Source organism: Pseudomonas sp. NY15374, assembly GCF_048068255.1.
Lineage (GTDB): Bacteria > Pseudomonadota > Gammaproteobacteria > Pseudomonadales > Pseudomonadaceae > Aquipseudomonas > Aquipseudomonas machongensis.
Genome location: NZ_JBLUPZ010000014.1, coordinates 105,615 through 127,912 on the forward strand (window position 1 = coordinate 105,615; position 22,298 = coordinate 127,912).

Annotated in this window: 18 protein-coding genes; 5 read left to right on the forward strand and 13 right to left on the reverse strand. The window is 65.9% G+C overall.

Features of this window, described 5'->3' with window-relative positions:
• Nucleotides 1-6: 6 nt before the first annotated feature.
• From ACNFHO_RS24325 to ACNFHO_RS24375, 11 genes are all read right to left on the reverse strand, one after another.
• The gene (locus ACNFHO_RS24325; RefSeq protein WP_112898705.1) at nucleotides 7-612 is read right to left on the reverse strand and encodes a ribosome-inactivating family protein; all 606 of its coding nucleotides are present in this window, start codon (nucleotides 610-612) and stop codon (nucleotides 7-9) included.
• Entirely contained in the window at nucleotides 609-3,254 is a 2,646-nt protein-coding gene (tssH, locus tag ACNFHO_RS24330) for a type VI secretion system ATPase TssH (RefSeq protein ID WP_416767633.1), read from the reverse strand. The genes ACNFHO_RS24325 and tssH overlap by 4 nt, the downstream gene beginning before the upstream one ends.
• The gene (gene tssG / locus ACNFHO_RS24335; RefSeq protein ID WP_416767635.1) at nucleotides 3,247-4,290 is read right to left on the reverse strand and encodes a type VI secretion system baseplate subunit TssG; all 1,044 of its coding nucleotides are present in this window, start codon (nucleotides 4,288-4,290) and stop codon (nucleotides 3,247-3,249) included. Before tssG ends, tssH begins: the two co-directional genes overlap by 8 nt.
• Entirely contained in the window at nucleotides 4,275-6,149 is a 1,875-nt protein-coding gene (gene tssF, locus ACNFHO_RS24340; protein WP_416767637.1) for a type VI secretion system baseplate subunit TssF, read from the reverse strand. Before tssF ends, tssG begins: the two co-directional genes overlap by 16 nt.
• Nucleotides 6,146-6,664: a type VI secretion system baseplate subunit TssE gene (gene tssE, locus ACNFHO_RS24345; protein ID WP_416767639.1), complete on the reverse strand. Its 519-nt coding sequence runs from the start codon at nucleotides 6,662-6,664 to the stop codon at nucleotides 6,146-6,148. The genes tssF and tssE overlap by 4 nt, the downstream gene beginning before the upstream one ends.
• 97 nt (nucleotides 6,665-6,761) lie before the next feature.
• Entirely contained in the window at nucleotides 6,762-7,244 is a 483-nt protein-coding gene (locus tag ACNFHO_RS24350; protein WP_054895422.1) for a type VI secretion system tube protein Hcp, read from the reverse strand.
• 50 nt (nucleotides 7,245-7,294) lie between these two features.
• Entirely contained in the window at nucleotides 7,295-8,791 is a 1,497-nt protein-coding gene (tssC, locus tag ACNFHO_RS24355) for a type VI secretion system contractile sheath large subunit (protein ID WP_063545520.1), read from the reverse strand.
• Nucleotides 8,792-8,882: 91 nt separating this feature from the next.
• On the reverse strand, nucleotides 8,883-9,392 hold the full coding sequence (tssB, locus tag ACNFHO_RS24360; protein ID WP_054895420.1) for a type VI secretion system contractile sheath small subunit: 510 nt from the start codon (nucleotides 9,390-9,392) through the stop codon (nucleotides 8,883-8,885).
• A 37-nt stretch (nucleotides 9,393-9,429) separates the two neighbouring features.
• The gene (tssA, locus tag ACNFHO_RS24365; RefSeq protein ID WP_416767642.1) at nucleotides 9,430-10,446 is read right to left on the reverse strand and encodes a type VI secretion system protein TssA; all 1,017 of its coding nucleotides are present in this window, start codon (nucleotides 10,444-10,446) and stop codon (nucleotides 9,430-9,432) included.
• 228 nt (nucleotides 10,447-10,674) lie between these two features.
• Nucleotides 10,675-11,712 (reverse strand): catalase family peroxidase, encoded by a 1,038-nt coding sequence (locus tag ACNFHO_RS24370; RefSeq protein ID WP_416767643.1) that lies wholly within the window; start codon nucleotides 11,710-11,712, stop codon nucleotides 10,675-10,677.
• A gap of 40 nt (nucleotides 11,713-11,752) precedes the next feature.
• The gene (locus ACNFHO_RS24375; RefSeq protein WP_416767644.1) at nucleotides 11,753-12,703 is read right to left on the reverse strand and encodes an anti-sigma factor family protein; all 951 of its coding nucleotides are present in this window, start codon (nucleotides 12,701-12,703) and stop codon (nucleotides 11,753-11,755) included.
• A gap of 339 nt (nucleotides 12,704-13,042) precedes the next feature.
• Between ACNFHO_RS24375 and ACNFHO_RS24380 the strand changes: the two genes are divergently transcribed.
• Together ACNFHO_RS24380 and sodC are read left to right on the forward strand one after the other, a co-directional pair.
• Entirely contained in the window at nucleotides 13,043-13,588 is a 546-nt protein-coding gene (locus ACNFHO_RS24380) for an RNA polymerase sigma factor (protein WP_196759873.1), read from the forward strand.
• A gap of 344 nt (nucleotides 13,589-13,932) precedes the next feature.
• On the forward strand, nucleotides 13,933-14,451 hold the full coding sequence (gene sodC, locus ACNFHO_RS24385; protein ID WP_112898711.1) for a superoxide dismutase family protein: 519 nt from the start codon (nucleotides 13,933-13,935) through the stop codon (nucleotides 14,449-14,451).
• 131 nt (nucleotides 14,452-14,582) lie between these two features.
• Here sodC and ACNFHO_RS24390 read toward each other — a convergent pair whose 3' ends face one another.
• Entirely contained in the window at nucleotides 14,583-15,866 is a 1,284-nt protein-coding gene (locus ACNFHO_RS24390; RefSeq protein ID WP_112898712.1) for a Zn-dependent hydrolase, read from the reverse strand.
• Nucleotides 15,867-15,925: 59 nt separating this feature from the next.
• On the reverse strand, nucleotides 15,926-17,416 hold the full coding sequence (locus ACNFHO_RS24395; protein ID WP_416767645.1) for an NCS1 family nucleobase:cation symporter-1: 1,491 nt from the start codon (nucleotides 17,414-17,416) through the stop codon (nucleotides 15,926-15,928).
• Nucleotides 17,417-18,034: 618 nt separating this feature from the next.
• Here ACNFHO_RS24395 and hydA point away from each other — a divergent pair.
• From hydA to preA, 3 genes are all read left to right on the forward strand, one after another.
• Complete coding sequence (hydA, locus tag ACNFHO_RS24400) at nucleotides 18,035-19,474, forward strand: dihydropyrimidinase (protein WP_416767646.1); 1,440 nt, start codon at nucleotides 18,035-18,037, stop codon at nucleotides 19,472-19,474.
• Between the two features lie 131 nt (nucleotides 19,475-19,605).
• The gene (locus ACNFHO_RS24405) at nucleotides 19,606-20,973 is read left to right on the forward strand and encodes an NAD(P)-dependent oxidoreductase (protein ID WP_416767647.1); all 1,368 of its coding nucleotides are present in this window, start codon (nucleotides 19,606-19,608) and stop codon (nucleotides 20,971-20,973) included.
• A complete protein-coding gene (gene preA, locus ACNFHO_RS24410) occupies nucleotides 20,974-22,248 on the forward strand; it encodes an NAD-dependent dihydropyrimidine dehydrogenase subunit PreA (protein ID WP_054895335.1) in 1,275 nt (424 codons plus the stop codon).
• The last annotated feature ends 50 nt before the right edge of the window (nucleotides 22,249-22,298 follow it).

The following is a 22,298-nucleotide window of genomic DNA, read 5'->3' on the forward strand; positions in this document are numbered from 1 at the left end:
CCCCTGTCAGCCTGCGTGGCGCACCCACACCTTGGCGCTTTGCACCTCGGTGAGCTTTTCCCAGTCCTTGAACAATGTCTGCCAGTCGCTCAGCGGCTTGTAGGCGTCGTGCTCGCTGGCCAGCAGGCGTTCGATACGCAGCTCGGTTTCCTTGAAGCGCACCGCTTCGGCGCAGGCCACCACGGCGAACGACAGCGGCAGCCTGAGGTGGTCGAAGCCGCCGCCGCTGTATTGGCGCAGCGCTACCAGGTCCATGCGGGTGAAGGCCGAGTAGGTGGTGGCCGTGGTGTTGGTGCGCAAGGCCGAATGAGTGCCCTTCAGGTCAATCTTGCGCACGCGATTGTTGTTGCCGCCCACGCCCAGCTTCGGGGCGAACGGCGGCTCGGAATCGGCGAAGTGGTACCAGGTGCCATCGGCACCGAGGAAGGCATCGATGTACAGGGACTTGCGCGACATCAGCAGGCTCGCCGCCACGCCCTCGCCTGGCTTCAGGATCAGGTCGATGCGAAAGAACCCTTCGCGCCCCTTGGGCATGGCCAGCAAGGTGCGCATCTGGGCGATGGCGTCGCCGTAGACGAACAGGCCGGTGTACAGGTGCATGGTGATGATCATGCCGCTTCCTCGTCGTAGGTGTAGTCGAAGGCGCCGTCGCGCACGCCCAGGTGCACGCGGGTGACTGCTTCGCCGCGCAGCATCCGTTCGAGGAATTCGCGGCTGATGGCGGGCAGTACCGAATGGGTGAGGATCGCGTCGATCATCCGCCCGCCGCTCTCGAGCTCCGTGCAGCGGCTGGCGATCAGCGCTACCACTGCCTCGTCGCAGCTGAACGGCACGCCGTGGCGCTCGGCCAGGCGCCGCTCGATGCGGCCCAGTTGCAGGCGGATGATGCTGGCGAGCATGGCGTCGCTCAGCGGGTAATAGGGGATGGTCACCACCCGCCCGAGCAGCGCGGGCGGGAAGACGTGCAGCAGCGGCTCGCGCAGGGCGCGGGCGATGGTTTCCGGGTCCGGCACCCGCTCCGGTCGCTGGCACAGGTGGCTGATGGTCTCGGTGCCGACGTTGGTGGTGAGCAGGATCAGGGTGTTCCTGAAGTCGATCACCCTGCCCTCGCCGTCCTCCATCCAGCCTTTGTCGAACACCTGGAAGAACAGCTCGTGCACATCCGGGTGGGCCTTCTCGATCTCGTCCAGCAGCACCACGCTGTAGGGCTTGCGCCGCACCGCCTCGGTCAGCACGCCGCCCTCGCCGTAGCCGACGTAGCCGGGGGGCGCGCCCTTGAGGCTGGAGACCGTGTGCGCTTCCTGGTACTCGCTCATGTTGATGGTCACCAGGTTGTGCTCACCGCCATACAGCGCCTCGGCCAGGGCCAGGGCGGTCTCGGTCTTGCCCACCCCGGAGGTGCCGGCGAGCAGGAACACGCCCATCGGCTTGCCTGGGTTGTCGAGCCCGGCGCGCGCGGTCTGGATACGCCGGGCGATGGCTTCCAGGGCATGCGGCTGGCCGATGATGCGGCGCGACAGGCTGCTGGCCAGGTTGAGCACGTTGTCGATCTCGTTGCGCACCATGCGTCCGACCGGAATGCCGGTCCAGTCCTGCACCACGGCGGCCACCGCTTGCTCGTCGACGGTGAGCAGGATCAACGGCGTCTCGCCCTGGGCCTCGGCCAGCGCCTGCTGGCGGCTGCGCAGCTCAACCAGGGCGTCGTCGCTCGCGCCCTCGCCGCCCAGTTGCCCGCGCAGTTCGACGATCGCCGCCACCTGTTCCTGCTCGCTGGCCCAGGACGCCTCCAGGCCATCGAGCCGCTCGCGCTCGCGGGTGCGCTGCGCGTCGAGGGCCGCCTGGCGCGCGTCGGTGTCCACCCCCAGCGCGCGCTCGCGGGCGATGATCGCCTGCTCGGTGTCCAGCGCTTCGAGCCGCCGACGGCTGTCGTCCACCGCCGCCGGGGTGGCGTGCAGGCTGATGGCAACCCGCGCGCAGGCGGTGTCGAGCAGGCTGATGGCCTTGTCCGGCAGCTGGCGCGCGGGGATGTAGCGGTGCGAGAGGCGCACCGCCGCAGCCAGCGCAGTGTCGAGAATCTGCACCTGGTGGTGGCGTGCCATGCTCTCGGCGATGCCGCGCAGCATCAGCAGCGCGCGGGCCTCGTCGGGTTCGTCGACCTGCACGGTCTGGAAGCGCCGGGTCAACGCGGGGTCTTTCTCGATGTACTTCTTGTACTCGGCGAAAGTGGTCGCGCCGATCGTGCGCAGCGTGCCACGGGCCAGCGCCGGCTTGAGCAGGTTGGCCGCATCGCCGGTGCCCGCCGCACCGCCCGCGCCGACCAGGGTGTGGGTTTCGTCGATGAACAGGATCACCGGCGTGACGCTGGCCTGCACTTCGTCGATCACCGCGCGCAGGCGCTGCTCGAACTCGCCCTTCATGCTCGCCCCGGCCTGCAGCAGGCCGACGTCGAGCACCAGCAGGCGCACCGTGCGCAGCGCTGGCGGCACGTCACCGCGCACGATGCGCTGGGCCAGGCCTTCGACCACGGCGGTCTTGCCGACCCCGGCCTCGCCGACCAGCAACGGGTTGTTCTGCCGGCGGCGCATGAGGATGTCGATGACCTGGCGGATCTCGTCGTCACGCCCGACGATCGGGTCCAGCGTGCCGCTGCGCGCCTGCCCGGTGAGGTCGACGGTGAAGCGCGCCAGCGCCTCCTGGCCATTCGGGCCGGTGCTGGGCAGCGCGTCGGAGCTTTCCCCCGGTGCCAGCTGAAAGCCGTCGCTGGCTGCCTGATGGGCTTCGGGCGAGTCGGCCAGCACCGTGGCGAAGCACTCGGTAAGGTCGTCGATGGGCACCTTGGCGAACTCGGCGGACAACGCCAGCACCGCATTGCGCAGGGCGCGGTCCTTGAGCAGGCCGACCAGCAGGTGCCCGGAACGCACCTTGGCCTCGCCGAACATCAGCGTGGCATGCACCCAGGCGCGCTCGACCGTGTCTTCGAGTTGCAACGACAGGTCGGTGATCGAGGTGGAGCCACGCGGCAGGCGGTCCAGCGCCGTGGTCAGGTCGGCGGCCAGGCACGCCGGGTCGAGGCTGTAGTGGCGCACGATGCGCACCAGGTCGCTGTCCTGCGCCTGCAGCAACTGGTGCAGCCAGTGCGCCAGCTCCACGTAGGGGTTGCCACGCAGCTTGCAGAACACCGTGCTGCTTTCGATGGCCCGGTAGCACAGGCCGTTGAGTTTGCCGAACAGGGCCACTCGACTGATCTCAGCCATGATCTGATCCTTGCGATGAGGGGGAAACGGAAGGGGTAAGGCGCGGGTTGATGAGCAACTGGCGGTCGTCTTCGCTCGGCGGTGCGCTGCTCAGCCAACTGCTCCAGCCAAGCCGGGCATCCCGGCCCAGGCGGGTGCCGGGCAGGTGCTGGCGGGTGACGATGAGGTTGACGTCCCAGTCCAGCGCCAGGCCCGCGTACTGGCGCACCCAGTCGGTCAGCCGGCGCAGGCCGGGCTGGCCCGGCAGCAGGCGGCGCACTTGGGCCATGCTCAGCGGGCCGACCCGCAGGCGGAACTTGCCCTGGGCGTTCCACACCTTGCGCCCGAGCACCGTGCCCACGCCCAGGCGCTCGGCGCTCGGCCCGCTGCGCAGGGCGCACAGGCCATCGGCCGGCAGGGTCATCCAGTGGCCGACGAACTGCTCCACCTGCACCGGCACGCCGAGGTCGTCGCTGAGCAGCGCGGCCAGGCCTTCGGCATTGCGCATGTGCGGCGCCAGACGCCCGGCATGGTGCTGCTTGGCCAGTTGCGGCACGGCATCGCGGCCTTGCAGCGAGGGCATGCCCAGGCCGATCAGCGAGGCCACGTAGTCGGAGAAGCGGTCGGCGCCGGGGCGGTCGAGGCTCACCGCTGGCTGGGCACTGGCCCAGGCGCGGTAGAACAGGCTGATCAGGCGGTGGTGGAAGATATCGAGGAAGCGCGCCAGGGTCGGGTCGTCGACATTGCGCTGGCGGTCGCGTACGTATTCGGTCAGGTGCAGCGGCAGTGGGCCGTTGGCGCCCAGTGCGCCGAAGCCATTGAGCAGAAGGCGCGGCGCCTGGTGCCCGTCGCCCGCCTGCAGGCCCGCCAGCATCGCCGGTTCGAAGGCCAGCGACGGCTGCTGGCCGAAGCGCAGCGGCTCGTCGGTCGGGCGGCTGGCCTGGCCGATCCGTGGGCGGTCGGCGAAGGCGCATTCGAGCTGGCGCAGGGCGGCGTAGAAGTCGAACGACGCCGGTTTCTGCGCGAGCCGCTGCAACAACGCTAGAGGATCTCGCATCGCCCTACCCTCGCCGGCCATTGCATGATCAAGCCGCGCGTGGTGCTGTGCAGCTGGGTTTCGGTGAAGCTGTTGAGCGCCACGTACTTGGCGAAGAACTGCTCCAGCACCGCGCCGAAGACGAACAGGCTGGCGCCTTCGAAGGCGCTCTCGTCGACCGTGACGCACACCTGCAAACCACGGCCATGGGTGATCGGGCCTGGGATCGGCAAGCGTCGCACGATCGACCGCGCGCTCACCGAGCGCAGACCGTCGACCTGCTTGTGCACCGGCGTATCGCTGACGCCGCAGTACAGCCGCAGCAGGTCGCGCAAGGCGCTGGCGCCCTGCTCCGGGTCCTGGTCGAGCAGCGACAGGTAGTTCAGCGACAGGTGGCTGACCAGCCGCCAGGCGGTTTCGCCCTCGGCGAACGAGGCTCGCGGCGCGGTCGGCCCGGCCACGCAACGCACCGCCTGCACCGGCGCGCCGGACTCGACGGTGAAGTCGGTCTTGCCCACGCCCACCGGCATGCTCAGCACCAGGTCGCGGTTGCTGCACAGGGTGTCGACGCCCAGCTGGCGCAGGTCGCTGCGGTACGGCGCCTCGTGGGCGTCGACCAGGGTCAGGAAAATCTCGCTGCCGATGTAGCTGGAGCGCGGCCCCTGGCGACGCTGCTGGGCGCTGAGCACGCGGGTGTCGCGGCGCACCTGGAACCAGGCGCCCTGGCGAGGGTCGTGCAGGTCGTTGGCGCGGTAGAACGACTCGAAGCGCTGCTCGGCCTCGGCACCGCTGCCGTGGCCGGTGACGCCGGTGACCTGATGGATCTCGAAATCCATCGGCCGGGTGCGGTCGGGCACCACGTGGTAATCGACCTGCTGGTCGGACAGGTGCACGCGGTCGGCGCGTTTGGGGAACAGGTTGATCGCCGGGGTGCAGTGCAGCGCGAACTGCGTGGCGGACACGCTGCTTTCGAGCGCTGGCACGAAGGTCTTGAACAGCACCGTCACATCCATCTCGCTGACGTCGCAACGCTGCACCGCCGGGCCCAGTCCGTCCAGTTCGACGAACTGGAAGCGCTGCGGCAAGGCGAAGTATTCCTGCAGCAGCCGGTAGCCCTGGAAGGTGCGCGGCGCCACCGGCAGCAGGGCCTGGTCGTCGTTAAAGCCCTGGGCGCGCAGCGCCGAGGCGTCGATGAAGGCGTGCCAGCGGTTGTCGGCCTGCACCGGCTGCACCAGCACCCCGGCGGCCTGGGCCAGCAGTTGCTCCTGGATGCGCCCGGCCAGCCCTTCGGTGCCGCGCAGGTGCAGCATCAAACGCTCGAGGGCGAGCTTGTCGAAGGTCAGCCCGGCGCCGACTTTCAGGCGCAGGCGCAGCGCCGCCTTGACCGGGCCCAGGCGCGCCAGCTCGACACCGCCGACCTGCCCGGAGCAGGCGAAGTAACGGGCCTCGGTGAGCTCGATCGGCCACAGGGTGACGTCATGCGCGGTGCGGAATTCGCAGGCGGTCTGGTCGCCCTTGCCCAGCAGGCTGTGCAAGGGCGTGCCGCGCGGCACGGTGAAGCCGGCGGCCAGGCTGCCTTCGGCGAGGTCCGGTTGCAGTTGCACCAGGGCCGTGGCTGGCGTGGGTGCCAGGTAATGGGGGTAGACCAGCTCCAGCAGGTGATTGGTGAAGCGTGGAAATTCGGCGTCGATCTTCAGTTGCACGCGCGCTGCGAGGAAGCTGAAGCCCTCCAGCAGGCGCTCGACGTAAGGATCGGCGCAGGCGTGGCTTTCCAGCCCCAGACGCCCGGCGACCTTGGGGAAATCGCGGGCGAACTCACCGCCCATCTCGCGCAGGTGCTGGAGTTCGCGCTCGTAGTAACGCAGCAGCTTGGGGTTCATCGCACACCTCCAGCGTCGATGTCGTAGAGCTTCACATCGCCCGCCTCCAGGTCCAGTTCGGTCTTCAGGTACAGGCGCTCGGGCAGCGGCTGGCCCCACAGCTCACCGTGGATCTCGAACGCCACCTGGTTGGGGCTGGCCTGTTCGCGGTCCCGGGCCAGTGGCGTGACGCGCACGCTGGCCGGCAGGATGCGCGGCTCGAAATCGACGATCACCTGCTCGATGCGCCGCGCCAGAGCCTGCGGGTCAAGGCCGGTGGCGGTCTTGCCGGACAGGTCGGGCAGGCCGAAGTTGAGCACCGAGCGCGCCGCCAGCGGGTAGGCGGTGAGGTCCTGCACACTGCCCAGGCAGGTGCTGTTGAGCAGCCAGCCGAGGTCGCGCAGCACCGCCTTGCGCAGCGCGCGCATCGACAGCACGCGCTGCTCGCGGGGCTCGTGCGACTGGTCGCGGGCGTCGTCGCTCAGGCGGTCGAGCAGCGAGGGTTGCAGACGCTCACTGCTGGTCAGCTCAGCCATGATCGACAGCGCCAGGCAAAATGAAGGGGGTCATGGGCGACACTCCAGGTCGAAGGGCCGGGCCGGCACCTGGGCACCGGCCGGCCAAGGGGCCAGGTCAGATCTTGGCGTTGGCTTCCAGGTCCCACTTCTTCGGCGTGCCGGTGGTGATCTTCTCGCCGCTGAAGGAGTCGTACTGGTAGCTGATCTTGGTGAAGTTGATCGAGAAGGTTTCGCTCGGGCGCTCGCCGTTGCTGCTGGCCGAGTAGGAGCTGATGATCGCCTCCTCGAGTTCGAGCTTGAGGAACACCTGCTCTTTCTTCTCGGCGCCGCCGGTCTGGATGAAGTGGATCTCCGCCTTGCCCAGGCTCTTGCCGCACACCGCTTCCATGAACAGGTCGGCGGACGCCAGGTCGGTGGCCTTGGTCAGGGAAATCTCCGAGAACGACGGGTTGCTGGTGTCGCGGTCGGCGCCGCCGCCGCTGGTGGAGATGGCGCGGCCGACGCCCATCTGCAGGGCGTCGATGGTGATCCAGTCGGCGTGGCCGGAGACGGTCGAGGTGCCTTTGATTTTCTTGCCGTTGAAGTTGAGCAGGATCATGGTCTGTACCTTTTCGGTGGGTCAGTGAGGGTGCTGGGGAACGCGCGCCGTCAGGTCTTGGCCGACGGCAGCTTGGAAACCAGGCGCAGCGACACGGTCAGCCCTTCGAGCTGGTAGTGCGGGCGCAGGTAGAACTTGGAGTGGTAGTAGCCGGGGTTGCCCTCGACCTCCTCGACCACCACCTCGGCGCCGGCCAGCGGCTTGCGCGCCTTGTCCGATTCGGTGGCGGTGGCCGGGTTGTGCTCGACGTAGCGGCCGATCCAGTTGTTCAGCCACACCTGCATGTCGGCGCGTTCCTTGAACGAGCCGATCTTGTCGCGCACGATGCACTTCAAGTAGTGGGCGAAGCGGCAGGTGGCGAACAGGTACGGCAGGCGCGCGGCCAGGTTGGCGTTGGCAGTGGCGTCGGGGTCGTCGTACTCGGCGGGCTTGTGCATCGACTGCGCGCCGATGAAGGCCGCCAGGTTGCTGTTCTTCTTGTGCACCAGGGGCATGAAGCCGTTCTTGGCCAGTTCTGCTTCACGACGGTCGCTGATGGCGATTTCGGTCGGGCAGGTCATGTCCACGCCGCCATCGTCGGTCGGGAAGGTGTGCACCGGCAGCCCTTCGACCGCGCCACCGGACTCGATGCCGCGGATCTGCGAACACCAGCCGTAGTGCTTGAACGAGCGGTTGATGTTCACCGCCATGGCGTAGGCCGCATTGGCCCAGGTGAAGTCCTTGCTGCCGACGCCGTCGGTGGTTTCCTCGAAGTCGAAGTCTTCCACCGGGTTGGTCTTGGCGCCGTAGGGCGCGCGGGCGAGGAAGCGCGGCATGGCCAGGCCCACGTAGCGCGAGTCTTCCGAGGCGCGGAAGCTGCGCCAGGCGGCGTGCTCGGGGGTCTGGAAGATCTTGGTCAGGTCGCGCGGGTTGGCCAGCTCCTGCCAGGATTCCATCAGCATCACGCTGGGGTCGGCGGCGGTGATCAGCGGGCAGTGGGCGGCGGCGCTGACCTTGGCCATCTGGCTCAGCAGCTCGACGTCCGGGGCGCTGTTGTTGAAGTAGTAGTCGGCAACGAACGCGCCGTATGGCTCGCCGCCGAACTGGCCGTATTCCTCTTCGTAGAGCTTCTTGAAGATCGGGCTCTGGTCCCAGGCCACGCCCTTGAACTTGCGCAGGGTGCGATGCACTTCGGCCTTGGAGATGTTCATCACGCGGATCTTCAGCGACTCGTCCGACTCGGTGTTGTTCACCAGGTAGTGCAGGCCGCGCCAGGCGCTTTCCACGCCCTGGAATTCCTCGTGATGGAGGATGTGGTTGATCTGCTCGGAGAGCTTGCGGTCGAGCTCGGCGATCATGCCTTCGACGGTGCCAAGCACATCGCCGGTGATCAGCCGGGTGCCTTGCAGGGCCTGCTCGGCCAGGGTGCGCACGGCGTTCTCGACGGCGTCGCGGGCCTTGTCGGTCTTGGGCTTGAACTCTTTTTGCAAGAGGCTGGCGAAGTCATCGAGGTCGACTTCGCGGGCCGCTGCGGGGGCCGTTGCCTCATGGGCTTGTGGGGTGGACATTGCAGCATCCCTCGTTTTTTGGGCAAAAGGGTCTACCTGCCGGTGCCGCGAAGGCCCAGCCGGGTGTCAGGGTTCGATCAGGGAGTTGAGGTCAGTCGCTGCTGTCGGCAGTCGGCTTCGGCGCGCTGCCCAGGGCCTGCAACAGCGCAGGGTCGGCGAGCACGCGGGCGAGCAGTTCCTCGGCGCCGACCTTGCCGTCCATGTAGGTCAGCAGGTTGGACAGCTGGTTGCGTGCGGTGAGCAGTGCATCCAGCGACGGCACCTTGCGCGCCACCGCGCCGGGGCTGAAGTCGTCCATGTTCTCGAAGGTGATCTCCACCGGCAGGTTGCCCTCGCCGGTAAGGGTGTTGGGCACCTGGAAGGCCACGCGCGGTTTCATCGACTTGAGGCGCTCGTCGAAGTTGTCGACGTCGACCTCCAGGAACTTGCGCTCGGCCACCGGCGGCAGCGGCTCGGCAGGCTTGCCGGAAAGGTCGGAGAACACGCCCATGACGAAGGGCAATTGCACGGTCTTCTCGGCGCCGTAGATCTCCACGTCGTATTCGATCTGCACCCGGGGGGCGCGGTTGCGGGCGATGAACTTCTGGCTGTTTTCTGCCACGGGACTGCTCCTGTGCTGGGTTAACGGGGTGTGTCGATCAGTCGTCGCTGCGCGGGTCGTCGCGCACGCCGCTGACCATGGCCATCTGCGCCAGGCCATCGGGGGCCAGGTCTTGCAGCAATTCGATGAAGTTCAGATCCAGCAGTTTGCGGGCACGCTGCAACAGCAGCGGCACCGGGCTGCCGGGTTCGTGTACGGCGAAGTAGGCGCACAGTCGATCCAGGGTCTGGCGCACGTCCTCGCGGCTGGCGATCTCGCCACGCGGGCTGGCACCGGTGGTGCGGGCCTGTGGTGTGGCGGCCTGCGCGGTGTCGATGGGCGTGGCGGGCAGTCGATGGCGCAGTACCTCGGCAGCGCGGCGCAGCGCCGTGGACAACGCGCTGAGGTCGATGGCGCTGGTGAAACCGACGTGCTCGGTCAGCAGCGACTCGATGCGTTGGCTGCTGTGCCAGGCATGCTCCAGGGTGGCCAGGGTGTCGGCGAGGTGCTCGGGAGCGGCTTGCTGGAAGACGGCCTCGATCATCGCCAGGGACGGGCTTTGCGAATCAGACGTGGCACTGGCTTCACCGTTGGCCAGGTCGATGTCGCGCAGGCTGACGCTACCCAGCGGCGCGAGATCGACCAGCGGCGTGGTGCGCAGGTCGTGCAGCAGGCCGGCGGTTTCACAGAGGCTGGCCAGGGTGTTCACGCGCAGTTGCGGGTCGTGGCCGTCTTCCGGGTCCAGTTGCGGGTGCAGGTGGGCCCACTGGTCCGCAAGCAGGGTTTCGATCAGTGCCAGGCCTGCGGCCAGACCAGGGAAGCCGTTGAGGTTGAGCTCGGCGCGGGTCAGGTGCGCGGCCAGGCGCAGGTCTCGGCTGCGCTGGGCCAGGGCCAGGGCCAGGTGGTGCACGCGTTTCCAGTCGGCGGCGGTGGCCTGGGTCAGGGTGCTGCCATATTCGACTTCCGGCTTGCCCTGGACCTCTTCCTCGAGGGCCAGGTAGTCGGCATCGTATTCCAGGCTTACGCCACAGGGGGCGTCGGCGGTCAGCGGTTCGGCCAGGTGGTTAAGGTACATCGAAGGACCCCATCGGAATGCGTGTTCTGAGGGGATAACAGGTGGGGGGTGGGGATTATTCCGGGGGTGGGAAATTATTTTTTGGGGGCTGTGATGGCCCTATCGCGGGACAAGCCCGCACACAGGTTCACCGCTTAATCTGGGAGCGGTGGGGTATCTGTAGGAGCGGCGGTTCGGCGCCCCGACTTGTCCCGCGATAGGGCCACCACAGGCACCGCAACTGGCGAGCTACTGCCCCGCCATCTCCCGCACCCGGCGCCGGTGCGATTCGGCATAGGCCGCCCCGCGTGCCTGCAACAGCGGGTCGTCCGAGGGGGTGATGCCAGGTGGCAATATCAATGGATTGAAATCGATGTCGCGGCACGGGCCGTCCATCTGCGGCTGCTGGGCGTCGATCACCAGCACCCCGGCATCGATCTCCTGGTGACCTGGCTGAGTCCACAACTGCGTGGCATCGTTGACCGGGTCGCCCGGCAACGCCGGGGTGAGGATCAGGTGCCAGCGCAGCGGCCCCTCGGCCAGGCGCGAGGCCAGGCCATAGGACAACATGTCGGGGTCGTTCTGCGCGATCTGCTCATCGCTCAGCGGCGCATAGGGCGTTTCTGGTTGCAGACGCCAGCGCACCAGGTGCTCTTGCCCGTCTGCGGCATTGAAGCGAAAGGCGTTGACGCTGAAGTACGCCGCGTTGTCGAACCCCGTCGATGGCCGGTGCGCAGCCATCCAGTCCTCGAAGGCCTGGCTCTCGGGATGGTCGCGACGAAAATGCCGAATGCGCGCCTCACGACCGTCGGCCGGCACCGAGGCCTGCAATTGTTCCAGCAACGCCTCGGGGGTGCGCACGAAGAACACCGGGCTTGAATTGAGTGCCATGCGCCAGGTTTCTCCGCCGTTGCTGATGTCCAGCGCCAGGCTGCGCATGCCCCCTTGGGTATCGTTGACCGACGGGTTGCCACCGACCACCGAGAAGCGCCCCGTCACCGGGTAACTGCCAGTGCGCAACAACCCGGTGTTTGCCAGTGCGACACCCTGGCCGTTGCTGTCGAAGCGACCGCTGACGCACAGGCCCTTGGCGTGATTGCGGCGAAAGCCCGGCTGCGGGCCGGACACCGCTTCGAACGCATCGACCATGTGGGCAGCGCCGGCAGGAGAGGATAACGATGAGGGGGCTGCCCAGCCATTGCGCTCGACGAGCAGTGCACAGCCAAGGCCGGCGGACAGTGTCAGGAACAGGGCAAGGAGGACGTGGCGGCGGTGCTGAGCAGGCATTCAGGCGATCCAAGAATCCGGTCGCCCGTCACCAGGGTCCTTATTGGCGGATATCGGCGAACCACAACGGCGATGGCAGGCTGGCATTGGCCGTATACAACTGGCCCGAACTGCGGTCCGCGACCACGCGCGCCACGGCATCGAGGTCGACGCCGTCCGGGGCGCCGATCAGCGCGTAGCCTAGCTGAGACTGACGCCAGACCACAACATCCATGCCAGCGACGTTCAACTGGGCGATGGACTGGTCGGGCTTGGGCTCCTTCATCACGCAAAGGGCTACCGGATCGCCCTGCTGCGGCAGGTACACCAGCTGGATCAGCGCCTTGTTGTTGAAGCGCAGGCGCTGCACGCGCTTGAAGGTCAGGCCGGCGGCGCTGAGGTCTGGCACGCGCAACTCGAGGCCGTCGATCTGGCGGATGTCGGCAAGGGTCTTGCGCACATCGTCGGTGTCAGGGGTGACGTAGTTGACCGTGTCGCGGGTGTACAGTTGCTGGTAGCTGGCAGCCTGCATCACCCAGGGCGAGGCCTGGACCTGGGCGACGCTGGGCGCCTGCAGCGCGCGGTCGGTGTTCAGCGCACCACCGATGAAACCCGCCTGCAGCACCAGGCCGTAGCACACCGCACCGGTGGCGAAGGCCACGGCCAGCCAACCGAACCTGGGGCGACCGAACAGACGGGTGAGCAGGCTTTCGGGCTCGGCTGCCGGACGCGAGGGCACCGCGCTGGCCGGGGCGGCGTGCCGGGCGATCAACGCATCGACGTTGCTCACCAGGCTGTCAGGGACCGGGGGCAGTGCCTGGCGGGCGAAGGCCTCGGCGTATGGCAGGGCAGACGACATCAACAGCGCGACACGCTCGGCCACTTCGGGCGAAGCGTTCATGAGCTGCTCGATTTCCTCGCACTGTTGCGGCGACAATTCGCCGTCAACATAGGCCATCAGCAGGGCATCATCCGCGACGGTGGTGGTCAATTCCCGGTCTCCGTTATTCATGGTACTTCGCACTTCTGTTACGGCATCGTTGCGGCCTTGTGGGCCGACCTGCGAGCGAAGGGGTAGTCAGCTCGCCATCATATTAATATCACTGAAACAGCCGCAAGCAGCTTTACCTAACGCTGACAAGTCGGCAAATGCGACACAGCCAGCATTATAAATCGATTTTGAAACGCACTCGGATAGGTTTTTAGCGTAGGTGGTGGCACAATCCGCGCAGTGTATCGGCTCAGCGACAATGAAGTCCAAGACATGCGAGGGAATCCGCCGGCCGGAGCGTACGGCGGCCGCATGAGAAGCAACTGACTTCCAGTCCACCCAGTACAAGAACGAGGAACTATGTCGATCACCGGTGCCGACCTCCCTGCACTGCTCCCTGGCATGTTGCCGCGCCTGTGGGCCTTTGCCCTGCGCCTCTCGGGCGACCGGCACGACGCTGAAGACCTGGTCCAGCTCGCCTGCGTGCGCGCCCTCGAACGTACCCACCAACTGCGGCCGGACACTGCGCCGCTGAGCTGGATGTTCGCCATCGTGCATACCACCTGGATCAACGAGGTGCGCTCGCGCAACGTGCGCAGCCGCTCGCGCTCGGAGTGGAACGACAGCGTCATCGAGTCGGTGACCGACCCTGCCGCGCCCACCCCGGAAACCGATCTGATGCACCAGCAGATCCTCACGGCAGTGAACAGCCTGCCCGAGGGCCAGCGCGAAGTGATGCTGCTGGTGGCGGTGGAGCGCTTCAGCTACAAGGAAGCCGCCGACATCCTGGAGGTGCCTATCGGCACGGTCATGAGTCGGCTGTCCCGCGCCAGGCAAACGATTGGCACGCTGCTCAATGACACCCCCAAGCCCTCGGCGCCTGGCCGCGACCTGCTGCGCACCTGAACCTTCGTACGCATTGCCAGGCACTTGCATACGCCCTCCTGGGAAACTGCTCGGCAACTTTCGGCCTGTTGATTTTTCATACAGTGCGCCGAAGCCATTATTTTTACAAGTGAAGGGAACTCATCTTGTTATTTATCGTCCTTGTTTCATGAACTCATACTTTCAGGCAATAAAAACGCCCATAACACTTATCTCACGCCGTTTATTCCATAGCTTTTTCTGTTTTTTTTAATTACCAATTTTAGTTGGACTCTCGCGCTCAGCCCTTTCTATTCTTGCCCCGCCGGAACAACTTTCAGGTTCCCGCCACCCCGCTTTCCTGTCATTGAATTGAAGAGGCAAACATGAAACGACACCTCTGGCTCGCCCTGCTGGGCACCCTGTCCCTCGGCGCCCACGCCGCTACCCTTGATGTACCGGTCAACCTGGTCAGCGCCGATGGCAAAGCACAACCCATCGGCCAGGTCAGCATCAGCGAGTCGGCCTACGGGCTGATCTTCACCCCCAAGCTGAACAGCCTGCCCGCAGGCGTGCATGGTTTCCACGTGCATGAGAACGGCAGCTGTGCGCCAGGCATGAAAGATGGCAAGGCAGTGGCGGCGCTGGCCGCGGGCGGGCACTTCGACCCGGCCAAGACCGGCAAGCACCTGGGCCCCTATGGCGATGGCCATCTGGGCGACCTGCCGGCGCTCTATGTGAGCGCCGACGGCACCTCCACCTATCCGGTCCTGGCGCCGCGCCTGAAGACGATTTCCGAAATCAAGGGCCACGCCTTGATGATCCATGCCGGTGGCGACAACCACGCCGACATGCCCATGCCCCTGGGCGGTGGCGGCGACCGCGTGGCCTGCGGCGTGATCTGAACCAGGCAGGCCGGGCGTCAGTAATCGCCGCGCTTGTGCAACGCCCAACGCCCGGCCAGCACGGTCACGTCGGCAAGGGGGCATGTCCAATGCCTGACATCGGCTGAGCCGATGCCAGGCACCGCTCGCAGTCAGGCCGCCAATCGCCCTTGGGCAATCGCCTCCGATGCTGCCAGCATCGCCCGCAGCAACACTGCACAACCCGCCGCCAGATCCTCGGGCGTGGCGTTCTCGATCTCGTTGTGGCTGATACCGTTCTCGCACGGCACGAAAATCATGCCTGCCGGGCCCAGCTCGGCCAGGAAGATCGCATCGTGCCCTGCCCCGCTGACGATATCCATGTGCGCCAACCCAAGGCTCCTGGCCGACTCACGCACGGCATCGACACAGTTGCGGTCGAAATACAGCGCCGGGAAATCCGCCGTTGGCGTCAGCTCGAAACTCAGCCCGTGTTTGGCACACGTGCTGTCGATCACTTCACGCACCTCGGCGATCATCGAATCGAGCCGATCTCCCTCAAGGTGACGGAAGTCCAAGGTCATGCGTACCTCACCCGGAATCACGTTGCGCGACCCCGGATACGCCTGCAGGCAACCGACCGTGCCACAGGCATGTGGCTGATGCCCCAGTGCGGTGCGGTTGACTGCCTCGACCACTGCCGCCGCGCCGACCAGGGCATCCTTGCGCAGGTGCATCGGCGTCGGCCCGGCGTGCGCCTCGACGCCACGCAGGCTCAGGTCGAACCACTTCTGGCCGAGGGCGCCGAGCACCACGCCGATGGTCTTGCCTTGATCCTCCAGAATCGGCCCCTGCTCGATATGCGCCTCGAAATACGCCCCGACCGGATGCCCCAGCACGGCCCTCGGGCCGGCATAACCGATGGCCTGCAGCGCCTCACCGACGCTGGTCCCCTGGGCGTCGCGCTTGGCCAGCGTCTCTTCGAGGGTGAACTTGCCGGCGAACACCCCCGATCCCATCATGCACGGCGGGAAACGCGAGCCTTCCTCATTGGTCCACACCACCACCTCAAGCGGCGCTTCGGTTTCCACGCCGAGGTCATTCAGGGTGCGGATCACCTCCAGGCCGGCCATCACCCCGAAGCAGCCATCGAACTTGCCGCCAGTGGGCTGCGTGTCGATGTGGCTGCCGGTCATCACCGGTGGCAGCTTGGGGTTGCGTCCGGGACGCCGGGCGAACATGTTGCCGATCGCATCGACGCTGACGCTACAGCCTGCGGCCTCGCACCACTGCCGGAACAGGTCGCGGGCCTGGCGGTCCAGGTCGGTCAGCGCCAATCGGCAGACCCCGCCCTTGGGCGTGGCGCCCAGGCGCGCGAGGTCCATCAGCGATTGCCACAGGCGCGCGCTGTCGACATGGCGGTCGGTGGAGTGCAGCACTTCCTTGATCGGTTTCATCGAGACTCTCCTCAGGCGATTTCTTGTTCTGGTGATTCGGCTGTAGCGGCCAGCCAGATTCAGGGTGATGGTTTGACCAGGCGCGCCGTTCCACGCACCGCGACTCGGCCCAGGACGTAGTACAGCCCCGCCCCCAGCAGCGAACCGGTAAACCAGCCGTAGTCGTAGAACCAACTGAAGCTGCTGTTGCCGATCGACATCACGGTCAGCGCCACCGGCACCGCGAATGCCAGGAACCCGACCCAGTTCCAGGCCGGGTACACGTCATCGCGGTACAACCCGGCAAGGTCCAGTTGCTGGCGGCGGATCAGGAAGTAGTCCACCACCATGATCCCGGCAATCGGCCCGAGCAGGCTGGAATAACCCAGTAGCCAGTTGGAATACACGCTCTCAAGGCTCAGGTCGGAAACGATCCAGCCAAGCTTTTTCAGCAATTCGTGCCCCATCAGCGCCAAGCCGATGAACCCGGTCAGCCACACCGCGCGGCTGCGCCCGATCAGGCGTGGGGCGATGTTCTGGAAGTCATTGGTCGGTGAGACGATGTTCGCCGCCGTGTTGGTCGACAGCGTGGCGATGATGATCAGCGCCATGGCCAGCGCCACCCAGCCGGGGCTCTGGATACGTCCGATCAGGCTCACCGGGTCCGAGACCGTTTCGCCCACCAGCGATGCCGAGGCGGCGGTCATGATCACGCCCAAGGCAGCGAACAGGAACATGGTCAGCGGCAGGCCAAAGATCTGGCCAAGGATCTGGTCCTTCTGGCTTTTGGCGTAGCGGCTGAAGTCGGGAATATTCAACGATAGCGTGGCCCAGAACCCGACCATCGCCGTCAGCCCTGCGCAGAAATAGCCGACCACGCTGGCCCCCTCCGGGCGTTTGGGCGGCTGGGCCAGCAGTTCGCTCATCGACATGTGCGGCAGCGCCCAGAACAGCAAGCCTACGCCCACCGCCACCAGCAGCGGTGCCGACAGGGTCTCCAGCCATTTGATCGACTCCGAGCCGCGCAGCACCACCCACAGGTTGAGCAGCCAGAACAGCATGAAGCCGATCACCTCGCCGGTTCCGCCCAGGCTCTTCCAGCCGTCGAACAGCGACCCCAGGAACAGGTGGATGGCAAGGCCGCCGAACATCGTCTGGATACCGAACCAGCCGCAAGCCACCACCGCGCGGATCAGGCACGGCACGTTGGAGCCGAGAATGCCGAACGAGGCGCGCAGCAGCACCGGAAAGGGAATGCCGTACTTGGTGCCGGGGAAGGCGTTGAGGGTCAGCGGTATCAGCACGATGAGGTTGGCCAGCAAGATCGCCAGCAGCGCCTCGCCGACGCTCAGCCCAAAGTAGGCGGTCAGGACCCCGCCGAGGGTGTAGGTAGGGACGCAGATGGACATGCCGACCCACAAGGCGGTGATGTGCCATTTGTTCCAGGTACGCTGGTACACCTTGGTCGGTGCGATGTCGTGGTTGTAGCGAGGGCTGTCGAGGACATCAGTGCCTTCGGACAGCTCGTACAGCCCGTGCTGCTCGATCACTTGCGATCTGCTCTGTTGCATGGGGCCTTCTCCAGATTGTTCTAGTTATTCGCTCATCGGCTGAATCGATGGCCGGAGTTACACACCTCACCAGTACTGCACCTCCGGTCCGGCCTGGCGGTTGTGGCCGCACTCAAATTGCGTGCCGGATTGGCCCGGGCCAACCCTGCCGGCCACCGCCGACTGGAGGTAATTCACTGATTTGCAAGGCATTGATTAGCGCCAGGGAAAGGTACGGTCATGCCTTGCCCTGTCGTCTTGCTGGTGGCGGCCCGCCCTGGCCTGCGCACTCGGTTTCAATCTGGTGCAGCCTGGTTTTTGCGTGGCGTGGTTCGCGCCGGCAAGCCAGGTTTCAAACGGCTGATTTCGCATGGAAAATCTTGACCAAATCTGCTTCTTGTCAAGTGCGTCAAAATGGTGAGCAGCCTGTCCATTTTGGTGATTTATACAGAAAACACTTATATTTCAGTAATTTATAAAAGCAATAAGCTCATAAAATTTTTTCTTGATCAATCCTTGATCAGCATCTAGATTCCAATCTTGTCAGCGCTGACAGGATTGCAACGCAGCCTCCAACCGCTGGCACAAAACAATTTCAAGAACCGGCAAAACGACCGGTCAGCCTGCGAGGAAGACGGTATGTCCCTGTTGATCCGTGGCGCCACCGTGGTCACCCACGAAGAAAGCTATCCCGCCGATGTCCTGTGTGCCGACGGCCTGATCCGCGCCATTGGCAAAGACCTCGAAGTGCCCAGCGGTTGCCAGGTCCTGGACGGCAGCGGCCAGTACCTGATGCCAGGGGGCATCGACCCGCACACCCACATGCAGTTGCCATTCATGGGCACTGTGGCCAGCGAGGACTTCTTCAGCGGCACCGCCGCAGGCCTGGCCGGCGGCACCACCTCGATCATCGACTTCGTCATCCCCAATCCGCAGCAGTCACTGCTGGAGGCGTTCCACACCTGGCGCGGCTGGGCGCAGAAGTCGGCCAGTGACTATGGTTTTCACGTCGCAATCACCTGGTGGAGCGAGCAGGTCGCCCAGGAGATGGGCGAGCTCGTCGCCCATCACGGTGTGAACAGCTTCAAGCACTTCATGGCCTACAAGAACGCGATCATGGCCGCCGACGACACCCTGGTCGCCAGCTTCGAGCGCTGCCTGCAACTGGGCGCGGTGCCCACCGTGCATGCGGAGAACGGCGAGCTGGTGTACCACCTGCAGAAGAAACTGCTGGCCCAGGGCATCACCGGCCCCGAGGCCCATCCGCTGTCGCGTCCGGCGCAGGTCGAGGGCGAGGCGGCCAGCCGCGCCATCCGTATAGCCGAAACGCTGGGCACCCCGCTGTACCTGGTGCACATCTCCAGCAAGGAAGCACTGGATGAGATCACCTACGCCCGGGCCAAGGGCCAGCCGGTGTATGGCGAGGTACTGCCGGGGCACCTGCTGATCGACGACAGCGTCTATCGCAACCCCGACTGGTCCACCGCCGCCGGCTATGTAATGAGCCCGCCATTCCGTCCCCGCGAACACCAGGAAGCCCTGTGGCGCGGCTTGCAATCGGGCAGCCTGCACACCACCGCCACCGACCATTGCTGCTTCTGCGCCGAGCAGAAAGCCATGGGCCGTGATGATTTCAGCCGCATCCCCAACGGCACCGCCGGCATCGAGGACCGCATGGCGGTGTTGTGGGACGCCGGCGTGAACAGCGGGCGCTTGTCGATGCATGAGTTCGTGGCGCTGACCTCGACCAACACGGCCAAGATCTTCAACCTGTTCCCGCGCAAGGGGTCGATCCGTGTCGGAGCCGACGCCGACCTGGTGCTCTGGGATCCGCAGGGCACACGCACGATTTCTGCCAGCACCCATCACCAGAAGGTCGACTTCAACATCTTCGAAGGTCGCACGGTGCGCGGCATTCCCAGCCACACCATCAGCCAGGGGCGAGTGCTCTGGGCCGATGGCGACCTGCGCGCCGAGCCGGGCGCGGGACGCTATGTGGAAAGGCCCGCCTACCCCTCGGTGTACGAGGTCCTCGGGCGACGGGCCGAGCAGCAGCGGCCGACCCCGGTCAGCCGCTGAGCAGCCCATAACGGCCGGGGGCCGCAACGCCTCCGGCGATAACAATCCAGAGACACCTGTTGACTGCCATCCCAGAACGGACGGGCGAGTAACCGCCGCCTGCACCCATAAAAAAGAGAGAGGCTACAACCGTGATCGACACCCTGAACCACTTGCCGCGCCCGAGGGCCAGCGCCGGGCAGCTCGCCGACGCCTTCACCGACCTCGCCCCTCCCCTGACCGCACGCCAGGCCGCCGTGGAAAGCGCGCGCTGCCTGTACTGCTACGACGCCCCCTGTGTGAATGCATGCCCGAGCGAAATCGACATCCCTTCGTTCATCCACCGCATCAGTGATGAAAACCTGCAGGGCGCCGCCGAGCGGATCCTGTCGGCGAACATCCTCGGTGGTAGCTGTGCCCGCGTGTGCCCGACCGAAATCCTCTGCCAGCAAGCCTGCGTACGCAACAACGCCCAGGAGTGCGCGCCGGTGCTGATCGGCCAGTTGCAACGCTATGCCCTGGACAACGCCGGTTTCAGCGAACACCCCTTCAAGCGCTCGCCCAGCACTGGCAAGCGCATCGCAGTGGTCGGTGCCGGCCCCGCCGGGCTGTCCTGTGCCCATCGCCTGGCCTTGCATGGTCATGACGTGGTGATCTTCGAGGCGCTGGAAAAGGCTGGCGGCCTCAACGAATACGGCATCGCCCGTTACAAGCTGGTCGACGACTACGCCCAGCGTGAAGTGGATTTCCTGCTCGGCATCGGCGGCATCGAGCTCCGCCATGGCCAACGCCTGGGTGACAACCTCACCCTCGGCGAGCTGCGTGACCAGTACGACGCGGTATTCCTGGGCCTCGGCCTGAATGCCGTGCGCCAGCTCGGCCTGCCGGGCGAAGAGGCCCCTGGCGTGCTGGCCGCCACCGACTACATCCGTGAACTGCGCCAGGCCGACGACCTCAGCCAACTGCCGCTGGCCGACCGCTGCCTGGTGATCGGCGCGGGCAATACCGCCATCGACATGGCGGTGCAGATGAGTCGCCTGGGGGCGCGCGAGGTCAACCTCGTCTACCGCCGCGGCGCCGCCGACATGGGCGCCACCGGCCACGAGCAGGACATCGCCAAGGCCAACCAGGTGCGCCTGCATACCTGGGCGCGGCCCGATGCGGTGCTGCTGGATGAGCAGGGCCGGGTGAAGGGGATGCGCTTCGTCCGCACCGAACAGGTCGAAGGAAAACTGGCCGATACCGGCGAAACCTTCGAGCTGCCCGCCGACGCGATCTTCAAGGCCATCGGTCAGTGCTTCGACGACGCAGGGCTCAAGGATCCGGTGGCGGCGCAACTGGCGCGCGATGGCGAACGCATCCGCGTCGACGAGCAGATGCGCACCAGCTTGCCTGGCGTCTATGCCGGTGGCGACTGCACCGCCCTTGGCCAGGACCTCACCGTCCAGGCCGTGCAACATGGCAAGCTGGCCGCCGAAGCCATCCATGCCCAACTCATGCTCAATGTGGAGGCAGCGTAAATGGCCGATCTGTCCATTGAATTCGCCGGTATCAAGGCACCCAACCCTTTCTGGCTGGCGTCCGCGCCACCGACCGACAAAGCCTACAACGTGGTTCGCGCCTTCGAGGCGGGCTGGGGTGGTGTGGTCTGGAAAACCCTCGGCGAGGACCCGGCGGCGGTCAACGTGTCGTCGCGCTACTCCGCGCACTTCGGCGCCAACCGCCAGGTGCAGGGCATCAATAACATCGAGCTGATCACCGACCGCTCGCTGGAGATCAACCTGCGTGAAATCACCCAGGTTAAGAAGGATTGGCCCGACCGGGCGCTGGTGGTGTCGTTGATGGTGCCGTGCGTCGAGGAGTCGTGGAAGTTCATCCTGCCGCTGGTCGAAGCCACCGGCGCCGATGGCATCGAGCTGAACTTCGGCTGCCCCCACGGCATGCCCGAGCGCGGCATGGGCGCGGCGGTCGGCCAGGTGCCGGAATACGTGGAAATGGTCACCCGCTGGTGCAAGACGTATTGCTCACTGCCGGTGATCGTCAAGCTCACGCCCAACATCACCGACATCCGCCAATCGGCCCGCGCCGCACATCGAGGCGGCGCCGATGCCGTGTCGCTGATCAACACCATCAACTCGATCACCAGTGTCGACCTGGACCGCATGGTCGCCCACCCCATCGTCGGTGACCAGAGCACCCACGGCGGTTACTGCGGCTCGGCGGTCAAACCGATCGCGCTGAACATGGTCGCCGAGATCGCGCGCGATCCTGAAACCCGTGGCCTGCCGATCTGTGGCATCGGTGGAATCGGCAACTGGCGCGATGCCGCGGAATTCATCGCACTGGGCAGCGGCGCGGTGCAGGTGTGCACGGCAGCGATGTTGCACGGTTTTCGCATCGTCGAAGACATGAAAGATGGCCTGGCGCGCTGGATGGACCAGCACGGGCACCGCACCCTGGAAGCCTTCCGCGGCCAGGCCGTACCGCACACCACCGACTGGAAGTACCTGGACATCAACTACAAGTCGGTGGCGCATATCGACCAGGATGCCTGCATCGGCTGCGGACGCTGCCACATCGCCTGCGAAGACACCTCGCACCAGGCCATCGCCAACACCCTGCAGGCCGATGGGACGCACGTCTACAGCGTGATCGAGGCCGAATGCGTGGGTTGCAACCTGTGCCAGATCACCTGCCCGGTTGAAAACTGCATCGACATGGTGGCGCAAGAGACCGGCAAGCCGTACCTGAACTGGACCCAGGATCCGCGCAACCCCTATCGTGAAGCGAGCTGACCTGGGCTGGCCTTCAGATTTTGAACCCTGCAAGATCCCTCGCCGGGGTT